Source organism: Paenibacillus sp. VMFN-D1 (genome assembly GCF_003386155.1).
Lineage (GTDB): Bacteria > Bacillota > Bacilli > Paenibacillales > Paenibacillaceae > Paenibacillus_AQ > Paenibacillus_AQ favisporus.
The window spans coordinates 86,763-109,644 of the sequence record NZ_QRDU01000006.1; the positions used below are offsets into that span (position 1 = coordinate 86,763).

Annotated in this window: 16 protein-coding genes and 1 riboswitch; of the genes, 14 read left to right on the forward strand and 2 right to left on the reverse strand. The window is 55.3% G+C overall.

Translation table 11 applies throughout. The features are described from left to right. The first annotated feature begins 58 nt into the window (after positions 1-58). The 9 genes from C7820_RS29065 to C7820_RS29105 all read left to right on the forward strand — a co-directional run bounded on the left by C7820_RS29065 (position 59) and on the right by C7820_RS29105 (position 13,403). On the forward strand, positions 59-607 hold the full coding sequence (locus C7820_RS29065; protein ID WP_116234026.1) for a P-loop nucleotide/nucleoside kinase family protein: 549 nt from the start codon (positions 59-61) through the stop codon (positions 605-607). 276 nt (positions 608-883) lie between these two features. Next, positions 884-4,531: a DUF6359 domain-containing protein gene (locus C7820_RS29070; RefSeq protein ID WP_116234027.1), complete on the forward strand. Its 3,648-nt coding sequence runs from the start codon at positions 884-886 to the stop codon at positions 4,529-4,531. A 212-nt stretch (positions 4,532-4,743) separates the two neighbouring features. Then, the gene (locus tag C7820_RS29075; RefSeq protein ID WP_116234028.1) at positions 4,744-5,853 is read left to right on the forward strand and encodes an S-layer homology domain-containing protein; all 1,110 of its coding nucleotides are present in this window, start codon (positions 4,744-4,746) and stop codon (positions 5,851-5,853) included. A gap of 227 nt (positions 5,854-6,080) precedes the next feature. After that, a riboswitch (FMN riboswitch) is annotated at positions 6,081-6,242 on the forward strand. 127 nt (positions 6,243-6,369) lie between these two features. Then, complete coding sequence (locus tag C7820_RS29080; RefSeq protein ID WP_116234029.1) at positions 6,370-7,326, forward strand: DMT family transporter; 957 nt, start codon at positions 6,370-6,372, stop codon at positions 7,324-7,326. Between the two features lie 449 nt (positions 7,327-7,775). Next, a complete protein-coding gene (locus C7820_RS29085; protein ID WP_116234030.1) occupies positions 7,776-9,641 on the forward strand; it encodes an ABC transporter substrate-binding protein in 1,866 nt (621 codons plus the stop codon). Positions 9,642-9,752: 111 nt separating this feature from the next. Next, positions 9,753-10,763 carry an ABC transporter permease gene (locus tag C7820_RS29090; protein ID WP_076173597.1) on the forward strand — a complete coding sequence of 337 codons (1,011 nt, stop codon included), beginning with the start codon at positions 9,753-9,755 and terminating at the stop codon, positions 10,761-10,763. A gap of 1 nt (position 10,764) precedes the next feature. Further along, the gene (locus C7820_RS29095; protein ID WP_089548533.1) at positions 10,765-11,601 is read left to right on the forward strand and encodes an ABC transporter permease; all 837 of its coding nucleotides are present in this window, start codon (positions 10,765-10,767) and stop codon (positions 11,599-11,601) included. Between the two features lie 4 nt (positions 11,602-11,605). Beyond that, entirely contained in the window at positions 11,606-12,616 is a 1,011-nt protein-coding gene (locus C7820_RS29100) for an ABC transporter ATP-binding protein (protein ID WP_116234031.1), read from the forward strand. Next, a complete protein-coding gene (locus C7820_RS29105) occupies positions 12,603-13,403 on the forward strand; it encodes an ABC transporter ATP-binding protein (RefSeq protein ID WP_116234032.1) in 801 nt (266 codons plus the stop codon). The genes C7820_RS29100 and C7820_RS29105 overlap by 14 nt, the downstream gene beginning before the upstream one ends. 1 nt (position 13,404) lies before the next feature. Here C7820_RS29105 and C7820_RS29110 read toward each other — a convergent pair whose 3' ends face one another. Continuing rightward, positions 13,405-14,394: a hypothetical protein gene (locus C7820_RS29110; protein ID WP_116234033.1), complete on the reverse strand. Its 990-nt coding sequence runs from the start codon at positions 14,392-14,394 to the stop codon at positions 13,405-13,407. A 417-nt stretch (positions 14,395-14,811) separates the two neighbouring features. Between C7820_RS29110 and C7820_RS29120 the strand changes: the two genes are divergently transcribed. From C7820_RS29120 to C7820_RS29135, 4 genes are all read left to right on the forward strand, one after another. Further along, positions 14,812-15,489: a GntR family transcriptional regulator gene (locus tag C7820_RS29120; protein ID WP_076173742.1), complete on the forward strand. Its 678-nt coding sequence runs from the start codon at positions 14,812-14,814 to the stop codon at positions 15,487-15,489. A gap of 166 nt (positions 15,490-15,655) precedes the next feature. After that, positions 15,656-17,017: a GntP family permease gene (locus C7820_RS29125; RefSeq protein ID WP_116234035.1), complete on the forward strand. Its 1,362-nt coding sequence runs from the start codon at positions 15,656-15,658 to the stop codon at positions 17,015-17,017. Between the two features lie 35 nt (positions 17,018-17,052). Continuing rightward, complete coding sequence (gene gntK, locus C7820_RS29130; RefSeq protein WP_116234036.1) at positions 17,053-18,591, forward strand: gluconokinase; 1,539 nt, start codon at positions 17,053-17,055, stop codon at positions 18,589-18,591. 304 nt (positions 18,592-18,895) lie between these two features. Beyond that, positions 18,896-19,345 (forward strand): VOC family protein, encoded by a 450-nt coding sequence (locus C7820_RS29135; protein WP_116234037.1) that lies wholly within the window; start codon positions 18,896-18,898, stop codon positions 19,343-19,345. A gap of 155 nt (positions 19,346-19,500) precedes the next feature. Here C7820_RS29135 and C7820_RS29140 read toward each other — a convergent pair whose 3' ends face one another. Next, the gene (locus C7820_RS29140; protein WP_116234038.1) at positions 19,501-20,442 is read right to left on the reverse strand and encodes a helix-turn-helix transcriptional regulator; all 942 of its coding nucleotides are present in this window, start codon (positions 20,440-20,442) and stop codon (positions 19,501-19,503) included. A 90-nt stretch (positions 20,443-20,532) separates the two neighbouring features. On the opposite strand from C7820_RS29140, the gene C7820_RS29145 reads away from it, so the two are divergent. Beyond that, positions 20,533-22,785 carry an ATP-binding cassette domain-containing protein gene (locus tag C7820_RS29145; RefSeq protein ID WP_220376685.1) on the forward strand — a complete coding sequence of 751 codons (2,253 nt, stop codon included), beginning with the start codon at positions 20,533-20,535 and terminating at the stop codon, positions 22,783-22,785. Positions 22,786-22,882 lie beyond the last annotated feature (97 nt).

Here is a 22,882-nt window from a genome sequence, read left to right on the forward strand (position 1 = left end):
ATCCGGAATGCCCAATATATAATGATAGAATAACCGGCATTCAAGGAGGGGATCGTACATGGCAGCTCATTCCATTCAGCAGCCTGCTGTCATCGTAATTACCGGCATTATGGCCAGCGGCAAATCGACGGTAGCGCAGCAGCTCGCCGAGCGGACGGGCAAGTCCGTGCATCTTCGCGGCGACCTGTTCCGGAGAATGATCGTGAACGACCGGAAGGAGGTCGAGCCGGACGCTTCCGAAGAGGAGCTGGGCCAACTGCTGCTTCGCTACCGGCTTGCCGCGCAGGCGGCGGATACGTACGCCGGGTCCGGGTTTACGGTCGTGGTGCAGGACGTCATCGTCGGCCGGGTGCTGGAAGATTTTTTGTCCTTCCTGCAGAGCCGCCCGGTATATTTGGTGGTGCTGTGTCCCAGCCCAGAGGAAGTGGAGCGGCGGGAAGCGCAGCGGGCCAAAAAGGGCTACGGGGCCTGGACGGTGGACGCCTTAAACCACGTACTGCATGATGAAACGCCCCGGCTCGGTTTGTGGCTGGATTCCTCCAGCTTGACGCCGGGGGAGACGGTGGACAAGATCATGTCCGGCATAGCAGAAGCCAAGATTCGTTAAATAACGGCACGGTATGACATCACTGTTGAGGGGAGAGTCCCAGGCATAAGCCTAAAGGTCTCTCTTTTTTTTGTGTCAAAATGGGGACTGCGGCACTGCCGGCCCTTCCGCTCCCTCATATAAAATCCAAGGTAGAGAAGGGTTTCCCTAACAAACAAGGTGCATTTGCACAGCTGTCCCATATTTTACATAATCCGCAATAAGCCATAATAAAGGGATGTTAACCTGAGGAAGCCGCAATCATAATTGCCGGAATGTAAAGGAGGAGTTCGCAAGATGGACAACCCGTATTTCGTCCGCAGGAAAAAGCTCACAGGTCTATTTCTGGCATGGCTGCTGCTGCTGTCCGCCGCCTTGGGATACATGCCCGCACAGGCTGCGGCTGCGGTTCCGCTCACGGTGGCCGAAGCTCTTGCCAAAAACAACAGCGGAGAAACCGCGACCGTTGAAGGCTACATCGTCGGTGAGATGTACAATTCCAAACCGATTTATTCGGGCTTTCAGGACGATTTTAACGTGTTGATTGCCGATACACCCGGGGAGAAGACACAGAGTAACATGATCGATGTCCAGATCTCGGCTTCCTACCGCTCCCAGTACGGACTGAAGACGAACCCCGACAACGTGGGGAAAAAACTGACCGTTACCGGGCAATTGGCCGCGTACAGCGGCATGGCTGGAATCAAAAGCCCGACAGCGATGTCCCTGGACGGGGAGTCTGGAGAAAATCCAGGCGGAGGCACGCCGAACCCGGCGGATCCGGGCAGCGAAAATATCGGCGTTCCGACGACGCTGCCGGATGGCACGGGGAAAAAGGTGCTGTTCGACGAAACGCACGGTCAGACGGCCGGAGCTTCGGACTGGGTCATTGACGGCGCATTTTCGGACTTTGCCGACGGGCTGAGGGAAGCGGGCTTCCAAGTGGATGCGCTGCAAAGAACGCTGCCGATGGACTCACACGCTTTTGACACGCCGGCCATTACGCTGAGCAAGCTGAAGCAATACGACGTTTTTATTATCGGCGAAGCGAACATCCCGTTTAAGGCGTCCGAGCAAGCTGCCATGCTGACGTATGTCAAGGAAGGCGGCAGTATATTTTTCATCTCCGACCACTACAATTCCGACCGGAACCTGAACCGCTGGGATTCCTCGGAAGTGATGAACGGCTACCGGCGCGGCGCATTTGGTAATCCGACCAAGGGCATGTCCACCGCCGAAGCGGCATCGGGCGCGATGCAGGACGTGACCAGCACGGACTGGCTTGGCCAGAACTTCGGCGTGCGCTTCCGCTTCAATTCGGTTGGGGACGTTACCAAAACCGACGCGGTGAAATATGATCAGTCTTTCGGTATTACTGCAGGCGTTAATGATGTGGAGATGCACAGCGGCTCCACGCTGACGATTCTGGATCCGACCCGGGTCAAGGGCGTTGTCTACCTCCCGGAAAATGTGCCGGGCTGGGGCAATGCCGTAGAAAACAGCGACAAGGCGAACTTCCCGAACGGAGGCGTCTATAAAAACGGTGGCATCGCCGAAGGACCGTTCGCTGCCATTTCCAAGCTGGAAAAAGGAAAAGCTGCATTCATCGGCGACTCCTCGCCGGTTGAGGACCCCACGCCGGGATACGTCCGCGAGGACAACGGCGGCAAGAAAACGACTTATGACGGCTTCAAGGGGGAAGCCCAGGACGCCGTCTTCCTCGTCCAGACGGTAAAATGGCTGGCGGTTCATGAAGATTACGCAACATTCGAAAATCAGGGCATTACGCTTGATGCGCCGACGCCGCTGCTCGGCAAGCTGGAAGAACCGGCCACATCGGCCGAAATTCCAGGAACCGAGCCGTGGACGACGCCGGCCGCAGGGTACAAATGGTATGATCCGACGACGTACAAAGCCGGTTCCTATGGAGCCGGCGGTACGCCGCCGGTCGTTACCATACCCGATTTGACGACCATCGCGGAAGCGCGTAAAGCGGCGGACAACGATTACGTTACGGTGCAGGGCGTCGTCACGTCGGAGCCCGGGATTTTCGGCGGCTCGGGATTTTACATGCAGGACGGCACCGGCGGTGTCTATGTGTATCCGAGCAAAGCGACAGGCTACCATGTGGGGGATAAGGTCAAGCTGACCGCCCAAAAGCTGACCTATAACACCGAGGTCGAGCTGGCCAACGAGGTCCAGGTGGCCAAGCTGGACGCCCAGGCCGATATTCCGGCTCCGGTTCCGCAGGCTGCGGCCGCGGTCAATGACAGCAATCAGGGGCAGCTGATCACGATCAAAAACGCGGCGGTGCAAAACTACGCCACCGTCACGGGCTCCCTGGAATTCGATCTCGTCAGCGGCGGCACGACGAACCATGTCCGTGTCGACAGCCGGACGGGCATCAGCGCAGATGCGCTGAAGCAGGCCTATCCGGCAGGAACGGCCGTCGATATTACCGGGATCTCTTCGATCTTTAAAGGCGCTTACCAGTTGAAGCTTCTGAAAGAGAGCGACATCCGTCCGGCTGGGGCTGCCGGAGGCAATCACGCTCCGGCGTTTGCCGACGTGCCTGCCCAGACCGTGAAAGCAGGGCAGCAAGTGACGTTCTCGGTGTACGCCAACGATGAGGACGGAGACGCGTTAAGTTATGAGGCGGTGTCCCTGCCGGAGGGAGCGGCATTTGAAGCGACTTCCGGCAAGTTCACATGGACCCCGGCAGCGGAAGGCAGCTACACGGCTTCCTTCCAAGTTCAGGACGGAAAGGGCGGCAGCGATACGCTCCAGGTCAGCATCACGGTGGAAGCGGCAGAGACGCAGGCGCCGAACTCCGCCGTGTTGTCCGGTCCGGCAGCGGCTTCTGCGGGAGCGCAGGTTGACTTGGGCGTAGGCATGACCAAGCCCTCGTTTGCCTTTACGGCACTGGACCTGATCGTCAAGTACGATCCGGCCAAGCTGGAATTTGCGACCGTGGCGAATACGGACGGTACGCTGGCACTGGCCGAAGGCGCGGTAAGCTCTTCGCGCACCGGCTTTGGCGTGCTGGCCACCGGGGTGAAGCCGGAATCAGGCGAGATCCGCATCATCATGGCCAGCACCGGCCAGGAGAACGCCGTCTCGGAAGACGGGGAGCTGCTGAAGCTCCGCGGCACGCTGAAAGCCGGCGTCTCCGGAAGCGCAGCCGTGTCGGTGTCCGCCTTTGACATTTCGGCGGACGGCAATTCGAGCCCGGTGAACACGGACTCCGCTGCGCTGCAGATCCAGATCGCCACGGCTGACCGGGCGGCGCTGCTTGCCGCCATCGGCGATGCGCAGAAGCTGGCGGATCAGGCCGTCACAGGCACCGAGCCGGGGCAATACCCGGCATCGGCGAAGACCGCGCTGCTGTCGGCGATCAGCGACGCGAAACGCGTGGCGGACGATGCCGCTGCAACGCAGAAGGCGATCGACGATGCGCTGACCGCTCTGAAAGCGGCGGTCAGCACGTTCAAGAACGCCGTCATCCCGGTTCCTTCGGTTCCGGTCGACAAGTCGGCGCTCACTTCGGCGATTGCCTCCGCGCAGAGCATCTACGACCGGGCCGTCACAGGGGATAAGGTCGGCCAATATCCGGCATTGGCCAAAGTCCAGCTGAAGGCGGCCATTACAACCGCGAATGTGGTCCACTTGGACACTGCCGCGACGCAAAACCAGGTGGATTCGGCTGCGGCTGCACTCGGCAGCGCCGTAACCACCTTCCAGAAAAAGCTGATCACGCTAGTGCCTGGTGCGGTGCAGATTACGGTGCAGGATTTGTCCATCCTCGCCAAGTACTACGGCATCCAGTCGACGGACCCGAACTGGAGCCGCGTTGCTCCGGCGGACCTGTTCAGCGAAGGCGAAATTTCGATCCGTTCGCTGGCTGCGGTAGCGCAGATGATTATCGGCAGCTGGTACGCGAAGTAATGGGATAGAGAACCGGATGGTCCTCAAGCCCGGCTCATACGCAGTACCATGTCCCGCATGATTCATGCGGGGATTGTGGCCGTATCGGGATGGATATCATCCAATGGATATGGTCGTATGGAACATTAGAAATTGCTTAGAAAAGGATATAATCGCAGGAGCGGTGCAGGCTGCTCCTGCGATTTTCAATTCATGGAAAGAGGGCTGGACGTATGCCACGAAAACAATCTACCCGCTATGCCGCATGGGCCGTAGCCATTTGTGTCGGACTCATCGGATCAGGAACCCCCGCAAACGCTGCGGTTTCAGAAGTACGAACCGCTGGCAGCTCCCCGGTTGTCACCGCCTCCTCGGCTGCTGCGGCAACCACCGCCGCTGCGGAAGCACCTTACTTGTCACTGGAAGTAACCTCCAATGGCTCCAAGGTGACGGTCACGGTGACCGGCGAGCAGCTGAAGGACTTGTATGCGTATGAGCTGACGCTCAGCTTTGACCCGGCGAAGCTGGCTTACCGCACCGCTTCCACGGGGACATCCGGCTTTTCGGTCGAACCGATTGTCAAAAACAACGAAATCCGCCTGGCCCACACCAAAGTAGGAAAAACAGCCGGAGATAACGGCAAGCTTCAGCTCGCCGTCATTGAGTTTACGGCGCTGCAGGCGGCATCGTCCCGGGTGGCCGTGGAAAGTGCCAAATTGGTGGATTCCGCTCTCCGCTCATCCGAGATGTCCGTCAAGCCGGAAATCACGGTGCAGCCGGGCAAAGCGGAAGGAACGCCGGGCACTTTCCGGGATATTCGCGGCCACTGGGCGGAGCAGCCGATTCTGAATGCGGTCCAGCAGGGATGGGTCAGCGGATATCCCGACGGCACGTTTCAGCCGGGCAAGGAAGTGACCCGGGCGGAGTTCGCCAGCATGATGATGCGTGCGGTCTCCATGGGGCAGGCGGCCGGCTCGCAGGCGCTGACTTTTTCCGATGCGAAGAAGATTCCGGCCTGGGCGCTGTCTTCGGTCCAGGATGCGGTGTCGCACGGCATCATGAACGGTTATGCCGACGGAACGTTTGGGCCGAGCCGGCTCATTATCCGGGCCGAAATGGCGGCGATGACCGTCAGGGCGCTCGGTACCGGAACACCGGGCGGTGCGGGAAGTTTGAATTTTGCCGACCGCGGTCAAATTCCGGCCTGGGCCAAGCCGTATATCGCATCAGCGGTGGAGAAAGGAATCATGCATGGAAGAGCAGGCAGCCTGTTCGCCCCGAACGCTCACGCAACGCGGGCTGAAGCGGTGGCCGTGATCCTGTCGGTGCTTGAGCAGCGATAAGTGCTGCCGCGAGTCCGTTAGTGCTTGCTGCAGGCTCATCAATGCCTGCCGTCTGTCATTTTAAATGGCTGCGGATATCCCGAAAATTGTCCATCTCCAGCCCCATATCCAAATTTTTAATCCATGGAAATAAAAAGCTATTAAAAAACTGAAACACTTTTGGATACATTTATGCTATAATGATGAAAACAATGTAAGTTGCATGAAAAAAATAAAAATAAATGAATATGGATCTTCGGGGTAAGGTGAAATTCCTGACCGGCGGTGAGCGTCTCTTCTTGTGGTGAAGACGGCGTCAAGCCCGCGACTCGCAGCTTTAGCAGTAAGGCGGCGACTGACCTGGTGCAAATCCAGGGCCGACGGTAAAGTCCGGATGGGAGAAGATCAAAGAATAGGCGTGTGTGAAATTTTGACATTTCCGCAAGCTTATTTGATCAACCCCCGATGTGTCGATTGATGTCGATCTCGGGGGTTTTCCAATGTTGACTCCGTATTCAGGGATAGGGGAACTGGAGTATGGAAAATGTAAGCAGTAATATCAAGGTCCGGCCCGCGGCAAGCGGGAAGGCCGAACGCAGCAAATCCGGCTTTTGGCTGGTCGTGCTGGGTGCAGCATTGTGGGGAGCGGATCCGCTGTTCCGGATCATTTTGCTCAAAGAACATATGACGGCAACGCAGATCGTGCTCATCGAGCATATTTTGCTGGTGCTGTTCGTCGCACCAATGCTGTGGAAACATCGGAGCGAGTTGAAAGGCCTGAAACTGCGCCATATCGGCGCGCTGCTCTTCCTGTCGTGGGGCGGCTCGGCGATTGCAACCATACTGTTTACGCAGGGTCTGTCTTCCGGGAACTTGAACGCGGTCGTTCTGCTGCAGAAGCTGCAGCCGATCTTCGCCATTCTTATGGCCAAACTGCTGCTGCGTGAGAAGCTTCCGAAGCATTTCACCTGGCTGTTCATCGTGGCGCTGGCCGGAACGTATTTGCTGACCTTCGGCTTCACGTTTCCGTTCGGGCATGTGAATGATTTCGTCAAGGTCGGCAGCTTGTTCTCGCTGGGTGCCGCGGCACTGTGGGGCGGTTCCACAGTCATGGGTCGTCTGATGGTCGGAAAAATGGAGTATGAGACGGTGACTTCGCTGCGTTTCATCCTGGCGCTGCCTTTGCTGATCGGGATTACCATCAATCAGGGAGATCCTTGGCAGGTGCATACCGACGGGGGAACGCTGGCTGCGGTGTCGATCAACATGCTGGGGCAGGCGCTTTTGCCGGGGCTGTTCAGCTTGATGGTGTACTATAAAGGGCTGACGACGACGAAAGCATCGGTGGCGACGCTGGCGGAACTGAGCTTCCCGATGGTGAGCGTGCTGATCAACTGGATCGTATTTCATCAGGCTGTGACGCTGACGCAGGCACTTGGATTTATCCTGATCTGGGCGGCGCTGTTCGCGATTTCCCGCAAGAGCGCGGCTTAAAGCTTACAAGCAGCCAGTCCAGGATTTGAAGACGCAATTTGATATAGTTTGGAAAAGCGGTTCCTGCTGGTGGCAGGGGCCGTTTTTTATTTGGAAGGGAAGGGCAAACGTGCGAAGGATTTCAGTAACTTTTTTTCAGCACATTTAAAAAATAAATCAGTCATCATTTCCAAGCGATCCCTCATACATTTTACGGAAAGCGCTTGCAGAACACGTTTTAGCCGTATGAGTCCGTCAGCCTGCTCCGTACTTTTTCGTGAAGGGGTATGCGGTTTCCTCGGAATGAAGAGGTTTGATTTCTTCGGATCCATGGGGCACGAACCTTCCGATCTGAAGACGTGAAATCTGCATCACGCTTGCATCTTTATAAAATGAGCTAAAGGCGAAGTGCTGTCCCTGTCTTAGCTCAATTTATGTAGATGTGAATTGGAGGAAATGGGGGAGTTTACATGAAGCTGAAATTAGCTTCCAAGCCGCTCATGGCCCTTTTCGTGGCGGCGACCGTGATGATCGCGGGCTGCCAGACCGTGCAGCCGCCTTCCGCAACGGGAACGACAACGCCGCCGGCGCAAGGGGAAACCAAGCCGGCCGATCAGGGAGAAAAAGCCACGGAGCCCGCGACGACCGAGCCCGCGGCGAACCAGCCGGCAACGAGCGGAGACGCCAAAGAAACGCCGAGAAATGAAACCCTTTACGTTAACGGAATTCAATGGGGGCCGCCGTCCAACTTCAACCTGCTGAGCGGCAATCCGGCCTTCCCGATCAACTATGGTAACTCGAGAGAGCTGGTCTACGAGACGCTGTTTATGATCAATCAGCTGGACGGCAAGCTGGAGCCGCTGCTCGGCACCAAATACGAGTGGACCGACGACATGACATTGCATATCGAGCTGAATAAGGACGCCAAATGGAGCGACGGCAAGCCGTTTACGTCCGATGACGTCGTGTACACCTACCAGCTCGGCAAAAAATACGACATCAACTGGAGCAACTACTGGGCGTACATTGCGGATGTCACAGCGGACGGCCCGAATGCAGTCAAGATCATGCTGAACAAAGACAACCCGAACCGCTTGACGGTGCTTGACAGCATCGAGCTGATCCCGATGATGCCCAAGCATATCTGGGAAGAAATCGAGAAGAAGTCGAACAACGATCTGGCGACGATCCGCAAGGAAGTCAACGCCAATCCGGTAGCCACCGGCCCTTACAAAATCTACTTCTACAACGACCAGAAAATCACGATCGTGCGCGACGACAATTACTGGGGCAAGTCGCTCTTCGGCAAGCTGCCTGCTCCGAAGTATATTACGCACGTCATCTACAAGGATAACGCCGCCGGTGATTTGGCCTTCAAGAGCGGACAGGTGGATGTATCCCAGCAGTTCATCCCGCAGGTATGGAACATGTGGAAGAACGGCGCTCCGATCAAGACCTATCTGAAAGACGCACCTTATTATGTACCGGGCTCCATGCCGTCGATCTTCTTTAATTTCTCGAAAAAAGGGCTGGATAACCCGGACGTCCGCCGCGCGATCGCGATGAGCATCGACTACAAGAAAATTTCCGACCTCGCGATGAGCGGCTACTCGGCCGCGATGCAGCCGTCCCTGACGCTGAACACCGACGCGGAGTCCAAATACGTCGATCAAGCAGCGATCAAATCGCTGCAGTGGACGACCGACGTCAAGGCGGCCAACGAGCTGCTCGACAGCATCGGCGCCAAAAAGGGCAAGGACGGTATCCGCGTGCTGAACGGCACCCGCCTCGGGCCATTTGAAGTGGAATGCCCGTACGGCTGGTCCGACTGGAATGCGGCGCTGGAGATCGTGGCCCAGAGCGCGAAAGCGATCGGCATCGAAATTCGCACGAAGTTCCCGGAAGCGCCGGTATGGACGAACGACCTGCAAACCGGCAAGTTCGACATCATCATGAACACGCCTGCGGGCGGCGTCAATCCGAGCCAGCCGTGGAGCAGAGCGCATGACATCATGTACTCCAAGGAAGTGGCTCCGCTCGGCGAAATGGCGTTCTGGAACTGGGGCCGTTACAAAAACGATAAAGCCGACCAAATTATCGACAAAATTCCGAGCGTCACCGATCAGGCTGAACTCAAAACCTTGTACACGGATTTGACGAAAATCTGGCTGACCGACATTCCGTCCATTCCGCTCATGTACCGTCCGTGGGTGTTCCATACGGTCAATGAATCGGTATGGAAAGGCTTCCCCGTCGACGGAGACGGAAGCAACATTCCTCCGCAAATCGCCATGGACGGGGCGGGCATCCGGGCGCTGTACCAGATCCACAACTAAGCCCAAGGAAGCGGCCTGCATGGGAGGCTCCCGGCACTGCCGGAGCGCCATGCGGGCCCTCTTTTCCAAGACGCATCCACCGCCGATCCAAAGATCAAGGGAGGGACCTTCTTGAATGCCTATGCCAAATATTTCGTAAAAAAGCTGTTCTGGTACCTGGTGACGCTTGTCATTGCCGTTTCCCTGAATTTTTTTCTTCCGCGCATGATCGAGGGGAACCCCGTCGCCATGATCGTCTCACAGATGACCAAAGGGATGACGGACAGCGATACGATCAAACGGGTCTATGAGACGTTCATTCAGGAGTTTGGTGTTGACAAGCCGCTCTGGCAGCAGTTTCTGATCTATGTCCAAAACCTGTTTACCGGCAACCTTGGCACCTCGTTCGGCCTGTATCCGAAAAAGGTGACGGACATCCTCGCTTCAGCGGTGCCGTGGACGATCGGCCTGCAGCTGCCGGCGATTCTGGTAGGCTGGATTCTGGGCAACGTGCTCGGAGCCGTGGCCGCATATAAAAAAGGGGTGTTCGACAAGGTGATTTTTCCGGTAGCCTTGTTCGTGAACTCGATCCCCTTTTTTACGCTGGCCATCATCATGCTGTACGTATTCGCCCTGACGCTGGGGTGGTTCCCGCTGTCCGGCGGGTATGATTTTCAAATGATTCCGCAGCTCAGCTTCGAATTTATCGGCTCGGTCATCCGCCATCATACGCTGCCGTTCCTCTCGATCGTGCTTGTCACCATCGGCGGCCAGGCGATCGGGATGCGGGAGATGTCCATTTACGAGCTGAATGCCGACTATGTGCTGTACAGCAAGCTGCTCGGGATCCGCGATTCGCGCATCTCCAGATACGTGTTCCGGAACGCCATGCTTCCCCAAATTACCGGATTGGCCTTGTCCATCGGCACGATGGTGGGCGGTTCGCTCATCTGCGAAATCGTGTTCAGCTACCCGGGCATCGGCACCTGGCTGTTTACGGCCATCCGTCAGCTCGATTACCCGCTCATTTCCGGCTGTACGCTGCTGATCGCGCTCTCTGTTCTGCTGGCTAACTTTACGATTGATATCATTTACGGTTTTATCGATCCGCGGATCAAAGCCTCGCAAATGGAGGACCAGTAATATGAAAAACTCCTTCAACATTCTCATCAAGTCCCCCAAATTCATGCTGGGGGCGGGAATATTCATCGTTATGCTGGCGCTGGTGCTCATCTTCCCGATGATCAACAAAAAGGATCCGCTGGAGATGATCGCCCTGGCGTTTCAGCCGCCGAGTTCGCAGCTGTGGCTCGGTTCGGACAATTTCGGGCGGGATCTGTTCCTGGAGCTGATGTACGGCATCCAGACCTCGATCCGGGTCGGTCTTATCGCAGGCGTGTTCGCGACGGCCATCGGACTCATTATCGGCCTTGCTTCCGGCTACATCGGCGGCATCGTGGATAACTTGCTGACGTCGATCACGAACATTTTTATCGTCATTCCGTCGTTTATTATTCTGATCCTCATCTCGGTCAGCATCAATTCGCGCAGCTCGCTCGTGACGGCGATCATTATCGGCATCACCAGCTGGCCGTGGACGGCCCGGGCCGTCCGGGCACAGACCAGCTCGCTCCGCAACCGGGATCATGTCCATATCGCCAAAATTTCCGGACACAGCACGCCCCGGATCATCGTTTTTGAAATTTTGCCCTACATCGCGTCCTATGTCGTCATGGCGTTTGTGCTGCAGACCGCGTCCGGCATTCTGTCGGAGGCCTCCATTTCGATGCTGGGGCTCGGGCCGTACAACACGATCTCCCTCGGCATTATCATGAACTGGGCGCTCGTCTTCGAGGCACCGGTGGCGGGGGCATGGTGGGCGTTTATCCCCGCGGCGCTGTCCATCGCGCTGATCACATTCTCGCTGTATATGATGAACACGGGCATGGACGAAATTTTTAATCCGAAAATAAGGAGCTAGGCCGATGACTACAAACATTCTGGAAGTTAGCGGACTGAAAACCTATTATAAAACCCGGCTTAAGGAAAAAGTGTTTGCCGTCGACGGCGTCGATTTCGTGCTGGAAGAAGGGAAGACGCTCGGCATCGCCGGCGAATCCGGCTGCGGCAAGTCGACGCTGGCGCTGAGCCTGATGGGATTTTATTTTCCGCCGCTCCATTACGGCAGCGGTTCGATCCAAATCCACGGCCGCGACATTATGAAGCTGAGCAAGGAGCAGCTGCGCACGCAAATTTCCGGGCGGGAAATCGCGTATATTCCCCAGGCGGCGATGAATGCCCTCAATCCGACGCTGCGGATCATCCGCTTTATTGAGGATATCATGAAGGAGCACCGGCCGGAGCTCACCAAGAAGCAGGTGTGGGACATGGCCGTCGAGCGCTTTGAAACGCTGAACCTGTCGCCGAAGGTGCTGCGCTCGTATCCGAATGAGCTCTCCGGGGGCATGAAACAGCGGACGGTCATTGCGATTTCCACCATTCTGAATCCGAAGGTGCTGATCGCCGACGAACCGACGTCCGCGCTGGACGTGACGTCGCAGAAGGCGGTCATCAAGCTGATGAAGGACCTGCTCGACAAGCAGTTCATCCGCTCGCTGGTATTCATCACGCATGAGCTGCCGCTCTTGTACCACGTCACCGACGACATTATGGTCATGTACGCGGGAGAAATCGTGGAGCGCGGCACGGCCGATCAGATGATCTTTGATCCGCTTCATCCGTATACGAAGAAGCTGATGGGCTCGATCATCGTTCCGGAGGAGGGGATGAAGGGGCACAAGCTGGCGGCTATTCCGGGCACGCCGCCGAATTTGAAGCATGTGCCGGCCGGCTGCCGGTTTGCCGAGCGGTGCTCTTACGCCCAGGATATTTGCAGGGAAAGCAATGTGGCGGTGCAGGAAGTGGACGGCCGCCAGTACCGGTGCCATTTTGACACAGGAACGCTGAAGGAGTGGTATGCGAATGAGCAGTCGTGACCTGTTGATCCGCGGCAGAGGCATTACGAAAGTATTCGGGTACGGGGCGGCCAAAACGACGGCGGTCGATAAGGTAGACTTCGATTTTCATAAAGGCGAAATTATTTCCATCGTCGGCGAGAGCGGCAGCGGCAAAACCACCCTTGCCAAAATCATCATGGGTCTCTTAAAGGAGTCGGGGGGCAGCATTGATTACAAAGGACACCCGAGAGTGCTGCGCCGCCATGCTGACCGGAAAAAGTACTGGAAAGACATACAGGCGATTTTTCAGGATCCGTTCTCGTCCTTTAACCTGTTCCAGCGGGTAGAGAAGCTGCTGCTCAGCTGCATCCGGCTGCAGGGGCTGAAGCTCACCAAGGATGAACAGTTCAATAAAATGAAAGAGGCCTGCTCCTTCGTCAACCTGAAGTTCGAGGAGCTGTACAACAAGTATCCGTTTGAGCTGTCCGGCGGGCAGATGCAGCGGCTCATGATCGCCCGGATTTTTATGCTTCACCCGAAGGTGCTGATCGCGGATGAGCCCACCTCAATGGTCGACGCCTGCTCCCGGTCCACCATTCTCGACATGCTGCTGAAGCTGAGGGATGAGAATGAGATGACGATTATTTTCATCACGCACGACGTTGGGCTCGCCTATTACGTGAGCGACACGATCTACATCATGGAGAAGGGCCAAATCGTCGAGAGGGGACCGGCCGAGGACATTATTCTGAACCCGCAGCATGCCTACACGAGGCAGCTCATCAGCGACGTGCCGAAAATCCATACGGCCTGGGACTTGGGCTAGGTTACATCGGCGCCGTGTAGCGGCCGCCTTCCTGCACGACGCGAAATGCGCCGCCGTCCTGCTGCAGCACCGCCAGGTTCGATCCTTCCGAGCCCCACCATTCATATCCAAGTGTATACCCAGGCCCGGAACGGGTGACAAATAAGACGTGGAACAGCTGCGGGTCCATCTGCCCGCCGTCGTCGACGCGCCAGGTGGAGCCCGGGTCATCCGTTCCTTCAAAATCGCGAAACAGCAGCGTATCCGGGGTGATCAGCACGAGGCTGGCCAGCGGCTTGCCGCCGTCCTTGTCGTACTGGACGATACCAAGCTGCACGTCAGGGGCGATTTGTCCGATAAGCCCCTGGCTGTGGATGTTCCAGCCTTTGGCTTGCTTGATCCGGGCCGCTGCCTCTTTGGGCAGGCTTCCCTCCGCATGCTCCACCTGCAGAAATTCATGCCCGGCAAAAGCGTCTTTTTGTGCGAGAACGACGCCTGTGTCCGGATCCGCTGGAGTTACCGGGGAAGAGAGGCGGAACAAATCGCCTTCATCATGGTCGAAATTGTATCGGATCTGCCTTCCGCTATCCTGATCCGACCGGGCCTGATGCTTCGTGAAGCGGATGTCGGCCAGCTCGCCCGGCGCGATGACCGCTTGTATAAACTGCTCCCGCGGTGTTTGCTGCTTGCCTTCCGGGTCGGCTGCAAGAATCCGGCTGCCGGCGGCGTCCAAATAGCCGAACATCAGCTGGGAAGACTGCAGCTGCCCTGGAGTTTCTGTTTCGGCTTCGCCGTCGTGGCCGCTGGAAGGGTGCGGGCTCCCGGCATCAGGGGTGGAAGAAGGGGGATCAGCTGCCGTGGCGGGAGGTTTATCGTTGATTCCTTCCGTGGAATTCACGGTTCCGGAAGGCATTGGGTCAGCCGGTGGTGTGGTATCCGCCGAAGGCTTGTGTCTTTCGCAGCCCGTGGCGATACAGATGGACAGCAGCAGGATGCCGGCGATTTTTTTCAAATTCAATCACTCCCTTTCCGAAGCTTGGTGTGCTGGATGTTTCATCCACGCGGTTTACAGATCGCATGGATTGTTTTAAAATAAAGACGATTACAAGTTGTATACAAGTATACTTGGAGGCAGAGGCAGGTTAGAGCAAAGCACAATCAAACTGGAAGCGTTTCTTTTTCGAAGAACCATAGGTCTTCGTGGTAAAAGACGCATTCCGGTTCTTCGTTGTTGCATGGTTCTTTTGAAAAAAGGAAAAAATCGGATTGCGGCACACGGCTGCCGGTCAAACGGTTGAGCGTTGAGTTCTGCGGCTGAGGCAGGCTTCCGGAGAGCTGGTCCCTCACCATGGATGCGGCGGTCGGTTGTATGATAGAATCGGTAGCGTACGTCATTGTACATACATTGATTTAGGAGAGTTGTCTCATGCTGCGTTATCCTTCATCCTGGCTGCAGGGTGTTTCCTTGGGAGAGTCGATTGCATCCGAGCTGAGGCTGCAGATTATCAGCGGCCGGATCAAGCCGGGTGAAATTATTTCAGAGAACCGGGTGGCCGCCGATTTCGGGACAAGCCGTTCCCCCGTCAGAGAAGCCTTGAAATCGCTCTCGAGCGAAGGGCTGATCCGGCTCGAACGGATGGGTGCCGTCGTCGTGGGACTGAGCCTGACCGATATTGTTGAATTGTACGATGTCCGCTTCCTGATCGAGAGCTTCGTTCAGCAGCGGCTGGCCAAGATGGACCGGGATCAGCTGCTGGTTACGCTGCGCCGGATCGTTGACCGGATGGAGCTTGCGGTAAAGCATCAGGACGCCGTCGAATTTTCGTATCAGGACTTGTCCTTTCACGAGGCGATTATTGCGGCAGCGGACCATAAGCGCATTTTGCATTTATGGAACAGCATCCGGCCGATCGTGATGACCGTCATGCTGATTACGACGGAAGAGATCTTTTCCAAAGGGGAAGCGAAGCTCGGGTCCGTGATCGGCAAGCATCAGAAAATTATGGACGGTCTGGCCTCCGGCGACGAGGACGAAATCCAGAAGCTTGTACAGGAGTATTTCGCCGATTCGCGCCAGACGCTGCACCGCAGCCTGACGGATTTTTAAAGCGCTTCGTCCGGCCTTTCATTCCTTTGTATGAACCAAAAGGGGCTGCTTGCGGGCAGCTTCCGCCTCATGTTGTCGACAAGTATGCAAGTATTTAAAATCAAAGCTTGGAATAATGGGTATCATATGTGAAAAACATCATGTACGAACAAAAGGAGGACAACCCATGTCCAGTATATTCGGTATGAGCCATAATTGGACGCTCATTGTGTGGACACTGATCGCCATTGCATTTCTTATTGTGTTTATTGCCAAATTCAAGTGGAATCCGTTTGTGACCTTGCTGTTGTCCGCCCTGCTGCTCGGATTCCTGACCGGTATGAAATCGATGGATATTATCGATTCCGTGACCAAGGGGCTTGGCGGCACGCTCGGAACAATTGCGATCGTCATCGGTCTCGGCACGATGCTGGGCAAAATGATGGCCGAATCCGGCGGCGCCGAGCAGATCGCCACAACCCTCGTGAACCGGTTCGGGGAGAAACGCGTTCACTGGGCGATGATGATCGTCGGCTTTATTGTAGGGATCCCGGTATTTTTTGAGGTCGGCGTCATTCTGCTGATCCCGATTATTTTTACGGTCGCCCGTAAAACGAAAATGTCACTGCTGCAAATCGGTATTCCGATTCTGGCCGGTCTGTCCACCGTACACGGACTTGTGCCGCCTCACCCGGCACCGATGATCGCGATTGATGCCTATCAGGCGAATTTGGGGAAAACGATTTTGTACTCCCTGATTGTCGGCATTCCGACAGCGATCGTGGCCGGACCGCTCTTTGGTAAATGGATCGGCAGACGCATCCAGGTCGAGCCGCCTGCTGAGCTGGCGGAGCAGTTCTCCAGCAGCAGCACGCGCAAGCTTCCAGGCTTCGGCATTACGCTGCTGACGATTCTGATGCCGGTCATCCTGATGCTGATCGGTTCGATCGCCTCGATCGTTGACCCGAATGCTTCGAGCGGCTTTACGCTGTTCTGCGAATTTATCGGTAACGAAATTATTGCGCTTCTGATTTCGGTCGTGTTTTCTTTCTTCTCCCTAGGCTTCGCCAGAGGATTTACGAAAGAACAAATATCCAAGTTTACGAGCGAATGTCTGGCACCGACAGCCACGATCATTCTGATCATCGGCGGCGGCGGGGCGTTCAAGCAGGTGCTCATTAACAGTGGCGTAGGTGACGCTATTGCCCAAATCGCAACTTCGGCCCACATCAACATTATTTTGTTTGCATGGTTCGTGGCCGCACTCATCCGTGTTGCAACCGGTTCCGCCACCGTGGCCATGACCACGACTGCGGGGATCGTCGCACCGGTGCTTGCCTTGAACCCGGCAGCCAATGTCGAGCTCGTCGTGCTGGCGACCGGAGCAGGCTCGCTCGTCCTGTCGCATGTCAACGACGCCGGCTTCTGGATGGTCAAGGAATTCTTTAACATGTCCGTCCCGCAGACGCTGAAATCCTGGACCGTCATGGAAACGCTGTTGTCGGTCGTAGCATTGATTATCATCCTGGTGCTCAGTCTGGTAGTATAAGGATATGTCTAGTGAAGAAGAAAGAAGGTTGAAACATGAGCAGTAATATGATGATCGGAATCGATATTGGAACGACGAGCACCAAGGCCGTTCTGTTCGAAGAAAACGGAAAGGTTGTGGCCAAGGGAAGTGAAGGCTATCCGCTGCTGACACCGACATCGTCCATCGCCGAGCAGGATCCGGATCTGATATTTACAGCCGTGATCCATTCGGTCAAGCAGGTGATGGATACAAGCGGAATCCGCCCGGAGCAGGTGATGTTCGTCTCGTTCAGCTCGGCCATGCACAGCGTCATTCCGGTCGGCCAGGACGGGAAGCCGCTGATGAACTGCATTACATGGGCGGATAACCGCAGCGCGAAATGGTCCGAAGTGTTGAAGAACGACATGAACGGACATGAAATTTATCTGCGCACAGGTACGCCGATCCATCCGATGTCCCCGCTGACCAAATTGATGTGGCTGCGTCATGACAATCCGGACATTTTCGAAAAGACGTCCAAGTTTATCTCCATTAAGGAGTACGTATTCGCCAAGTTGTTCAACCGGTACGTCGTCGACCATTCGATAGCCTCCTGCACGGGTCTTATGAACCTGAACAAGCTGGATTGGGATGAGGAGGCGCTGCAGGTTGCCGGCATTACGCCAAGCCAGCTGTCCGAGCTTGTTCCGACTACTTACCGCATGGATGGGCTGGATAAGACGTTTGCCGCCGAGATGGGGCTCGATCCATCCACGCCGTTTATCGTGGGCGCGAGCGACGGCGTGCTGTCCAATCTGGGCGTGAATGCGATCGAGCCTGGTGTCGTTGCCGCCACCATCGGTACCAGCGGAGCGATCCGCACCGTGGTCGATCATCCGGCGACCGATCCGAAGGGCCGCATTTTCTGCTACGCCCTGACGGAGAAGCTTTGGGTGATCGGCGGTCCCGTCAACAATGGCGGCATGCTGTTCCAATGGGTACACGACGAGCTTGCCGCATCCGAGATCGAGACTGCCAAGCGTCTCGGTATCGATTCGTACGACTTGCTGACGCGGATTGCGGAACAAGTGAATCCGGGATCCGACGGTCTGCTGTTCCACCCTTATTTGACCGGGGAGCGCGCACCGCTCTGGAATCCCGACGCCCGCGGATCGTTCTTCGGCCTGACGATGCACCACCGCAAGGAGCATATGATCCGCGCCGTCCTTGAAGGCGTCATTTTCAACTTATATACCGTACTGCTTGCGATGGAGGAACGCATCGGGCGTCCGGCCAAAATCCACGCGACCGGCGGATTTTCCCGTTCCCCGCTGTGGCGCCAAATGATGGCCGACATCTTCGATCAGGAAGTTGTCGTGCCGGAGAGCTTCGAGAGCTCCTGCCTGGGCGCCGTTGTGCTCGGCTTGTATGCCATGGGCAAAGTCGATTCGCTGAGCGTCGTCTCCGGCATGGTCGGATCAACGCATCAGCATACGCCGGTGAAGGAGAACGCACAGATTTACCATCAGCTGCTGCCGATCTTTATTAAAATTTCACGCAACCTGGAAGAGGAATATAAGGCGATCGCCGATTTTCAGCGCAGCCTATTCTAATCCAAAAGAATGCCTGTACAGCGTTTGAAACTGCTGTGCAGGCTTTTTTTTGAATAAATATAGTTTACATCAGAACATATATTCGCTAATCTGGATATGGGGGTATTTTCCATTATGATACCGCCTTTACAATGATCACAAGGGGATGTGTAACCATGGACCAACAAACGATGGGTATGCAGACAGAACCGAAGAAGCTGTTGGGGAAAACGATTCAAGTCAGGCTTGTCTCTGACCTGAAGCAATCGCAGTTATATTACCGGAATGGCCACAGCGACTTTATAACTAAGGAGGGACTTCATTCATGGCGTCGATGAATACAACGAATCATCAACCCGAAGGAATGAAAACAGTAAATCCCTATTTAATGGTGGAACAGGTGCAGCGTTTGGTTGAGTTCATAGAATCGGTGTTCAATGGAAAACTAAAGTATAAACTCGACAGACCGGATGGATCTGTGATGCATGCTGAGATTGCACTCGGGGATTCCGTTATTATGGCCGGTGAGCCCAATGCAGATTTTGGTGCTTTTCCAGCTTCGCTGTACGTGTATGTTGCCGACTGTGACAGTGTCTATGAGCGGGCCATTCGGAATGGAGCCGTATCGGTGATGGTTCCGGCCGATATGAAGCATGCCGGTGAGAGGTACGGCGGGGTTAAGGATCCCTTCGGAAACATCTGGTGGATTGCCACCCATGTTGAAGATTTGACCCCCGAGGAGCAGGCCAAGCGGATTCGGGAGATGTATAAATAACTGCTAGCCAGGTGTCAATGGACAGGGCGGTGTTTAGCAGCAGCAATAGTGGACAAACCAATGCTTTATTAAGAAACTCTCCGTATGGGGAGTTTTTTTGGTTCGGTCCGTATCAGCTTACCTTGACAAAGCCTGTTCTGAGGCGTGAAATCGCCTCATGCATACTGGCGGAGAATCTCCCGCGCCTGCTCACGAATCCCGTCTACAAGCTCGCGCGGCTCGATGACTTTAACGGCAGTACCCAGTTGAAAAAAGTAGCCGGTCACGAATTCCAGCTCGCGCGGATCGATGACACTTTCAATGTAACCTTCATCCGGGCTAACCTCCACGATATAAGGCTCCAGCCATGGCTGGCTGCGGCACTGTCTCAAGCCTTCACGGGTCAGCTCTACATATAAACGGACGGGCGACTCCGGCGTCAGTGCCGTGCTGCGATTGAGCCAGTCCGACAGTTCCATCTGTGGCTCAAACGCTTGCTCCGTTTGCTCCATGGACACGATCCGGTCTGTACGGAACAGCCGGATTTCGCCATGAGCCTGATCGAACGCTGGCATGTACCAGAAGCCCTCGCTGGCGTATATGCCGATCGGAGCCACTTCCCTCACTGTATTTTTCAGCTTCGACGCATATTCGATTTTAAGCAGCCGGTGCGCGGCGGCAGCCTCGATGATTTCCTTTAGAAATGGAGACGGGACGGTCCTTTTTTGATTCCAGAAGGTGATTACCGAATCCAGGCCGTCTATTTTTCTTTTCGTATCGTCAGGCAGGCTTGCGTACAGCTTGCGGGAGACGGAATCGATATGAATATCAAAAGGAAGCGATTGATAGTACTTCAATGCCTGAAAAGCAAAAAAGATAGCAAACGCTTCTTCCTCATTAAACATGATCGGCGGCAGTGTCCGGTTGGGGAGTACCCGGTAACCACCGCTTCTTCCTGGTTCCGTATAAAGCGGGACGCCCATATCGGCAATATCCGTAAGATAGCGGTGCGCCGTTCGGACAGAAATGCCAAATTCATTCGCGACATCCTGTGCGGTAAAACTGCGTTTGGCATTGACATACAGGATTAAATCAAACAGTAATTTGGCTTTGCTCACAAAAGCTCCTCCTCTTCATTTAACCATGACAGTTTATGGCATGGTTTTAGCATATACTATTTTATACAAATCGCAAGAGGAGGAATCCACATGATCAAAGAAGAAGATGACATTCGCGTCGTCGGCGGAAGAGAAAAAAATCTGAAGGGAGTTCATGTGACGATCCCCAAAAAGCAGATTACGGTATTTGTAGGCGTATCCGGCTCCGGCAAATCGGCGCTTGTTTTCGATACGATCGCAGCGGAGTCACAGCGGCAATTCAACGAATCGTACTCCAGCTTCATCCGCAACCGGCTCCCTCATTATGGGCAACCGGAGGTGGATGCCATTGAGCATTTGCCGGCGGTGATCGTCATGAATCAAAAAAGGATCGGCGGGAATGCGAGATCTACCGTCGGCACCGTCACGGATATTTATGCGCTGCTGCGGCTGTTGTTTTCCCGGATCGGCACTCCTTTCGTTGGATATTCCGACGTGTTTTCCTTTAACAACCCCCAGGGCATGTGCCCGGACTGTGAAGGCTTAGGGAAAGTGAAAGACATCAACGTCGACCGGTTGATCGATAGGGAAAAATCGCTTAACGAGGGGGCTATTCTGTTCCCGACCTTCATGCCCGGCGACGTCAGGTGGAAAAGGTATGTCTGTACCGGCCTGTTCGATAACGACAAAAAGCTGAAGGATTATACGGATGAGGAGATGGATACGCTGCTCCATAAAAGCGGGTTCAAGCCGCCAAATCCAACGGAGGGGTGGCCGCCGACGTCTCTATATGAAGGGGTCATTCCGCGCATTAAACGTACTTATCTATATAAGGATTCGAGAGATGCGAAAAGATATCAGGAGGCGATCGACCGCATCGTAAGCGAGAAGCTGTGCACTTCATGCCGCGGCGGCCGCCTGAACCCACGCGTGTTGTCCTGCAAAATTAACGGAAAAAGCATTGCCGACTGTGCGGCTATGCAGGTTAGCGAGCTTATCAGGTTTATACGTTCCATCCGCGAGCCTGAAGTACAGACGGTGACGGACGAAATCGTCAAGCGCCTTGGCAATTTGCTGGCGGTAGGCCTTGGCTATTTAAGCATGAATCGCGAAACGCCCAGCCTGTCGGGCGGTGAATCGCAGCGGATCAAGATGGTGCGTCAGCTCGGCAGCAGCTTATCCGATTTGCTGTATATTTTTGACGAGCCCAGCATTGGACTCCATCCGCATGATGTCAACACCATCAACCGATTGCTTATGCAGCTGCGGGATAAAGGCAACACCGTTCTAATTGTCGAGCATGATCCGGATGTGATCCAGATTGCTGACTATATTGTTGAAATGGGGCCGCGTGCCGGAACCTACGGTGGAGAGGTCGTATTTCAGGGGAGCTATCATGAGCTGCTGTCATCCCCGACCTTAACTGCCGGGTACTTAAACCGTAACCTCGACTTCAAAAGGGAGGTCAGGAAGCCTGGCGGTTGGCTCGCCATCGAGCATGCGACGATGAATAATCTCAAAGATGTTAGCGTTCGAATTCCGGCCGGTGTGATGACCGTTGTTACCGGAGTAGCGGGATCCGGAAAAAGCACGCTGATCCGTCAGGTTCTTCCGAGGTACTACCCCGAGGCGATTTTCATTGACCAAGGCGCGATCCACGCCTCCAACCGGTCCAATTTGGCCACCTATACGGACATCTTCGACACGATCCGAACTTTGTTCGCCAAGGAAAACCGCGTTAACGCTTCGCTGTTCAGCTTCAATTCCGAAGGGGCTTGTCCCCACTGTAAGGGCTTGGGGATCATATCTACCGATCTCGCCTTTATGGATACGGTCTCCAGCATCTGCGAAGCTTGCGAAGGAAAGCGTTATACAGAACAGGTACTGTCCTATCGGTTCCGCGGGAAAAGCATCAGCGACGTTCTGGCCATGACCGTGGAGGATGCGCTCAACGTGTTTCATGAAGAAGAAATTGAGACGCCGCTCAAACGACTAAAGGAAGTAGGCCTCGGTTATTTGACGTTAGGACAACCTCTGAGTACGTTATCAGGGGGTGAACTGCAGCGGGCCAAGCTGGCCGCGGAGCTGGAGGGAGAAGGGACCCTGTATGTCCTGGACGAGCCGACCACCGGACTGCATATGTCTGATGTCGAGCTCCTGATCGGCCTCATGAACCGCCTCGTGGAGCGGGGCAGCACCTTGATCGTGATCGAGCACAATTTGCAGGTGATCCGTCAGGCTGACTGGATGATCGACCTCGGCCCTGGGGCCGGAGAAGAAGGCGGCCAAGTGATGTTTGAAGGCATACCGAAGGATAACATCGATTGCAGCGCCTCGATCACTGGAAGGTATTTAGGGCTTTAGCGAGGATGATTGGTTCAAAGGACGTTTGTTTCAAATGTACCGGAGAAAATTTACGGTGTAAGGGGATCCCGACGATTCTACGAATTGTCGGGATTTT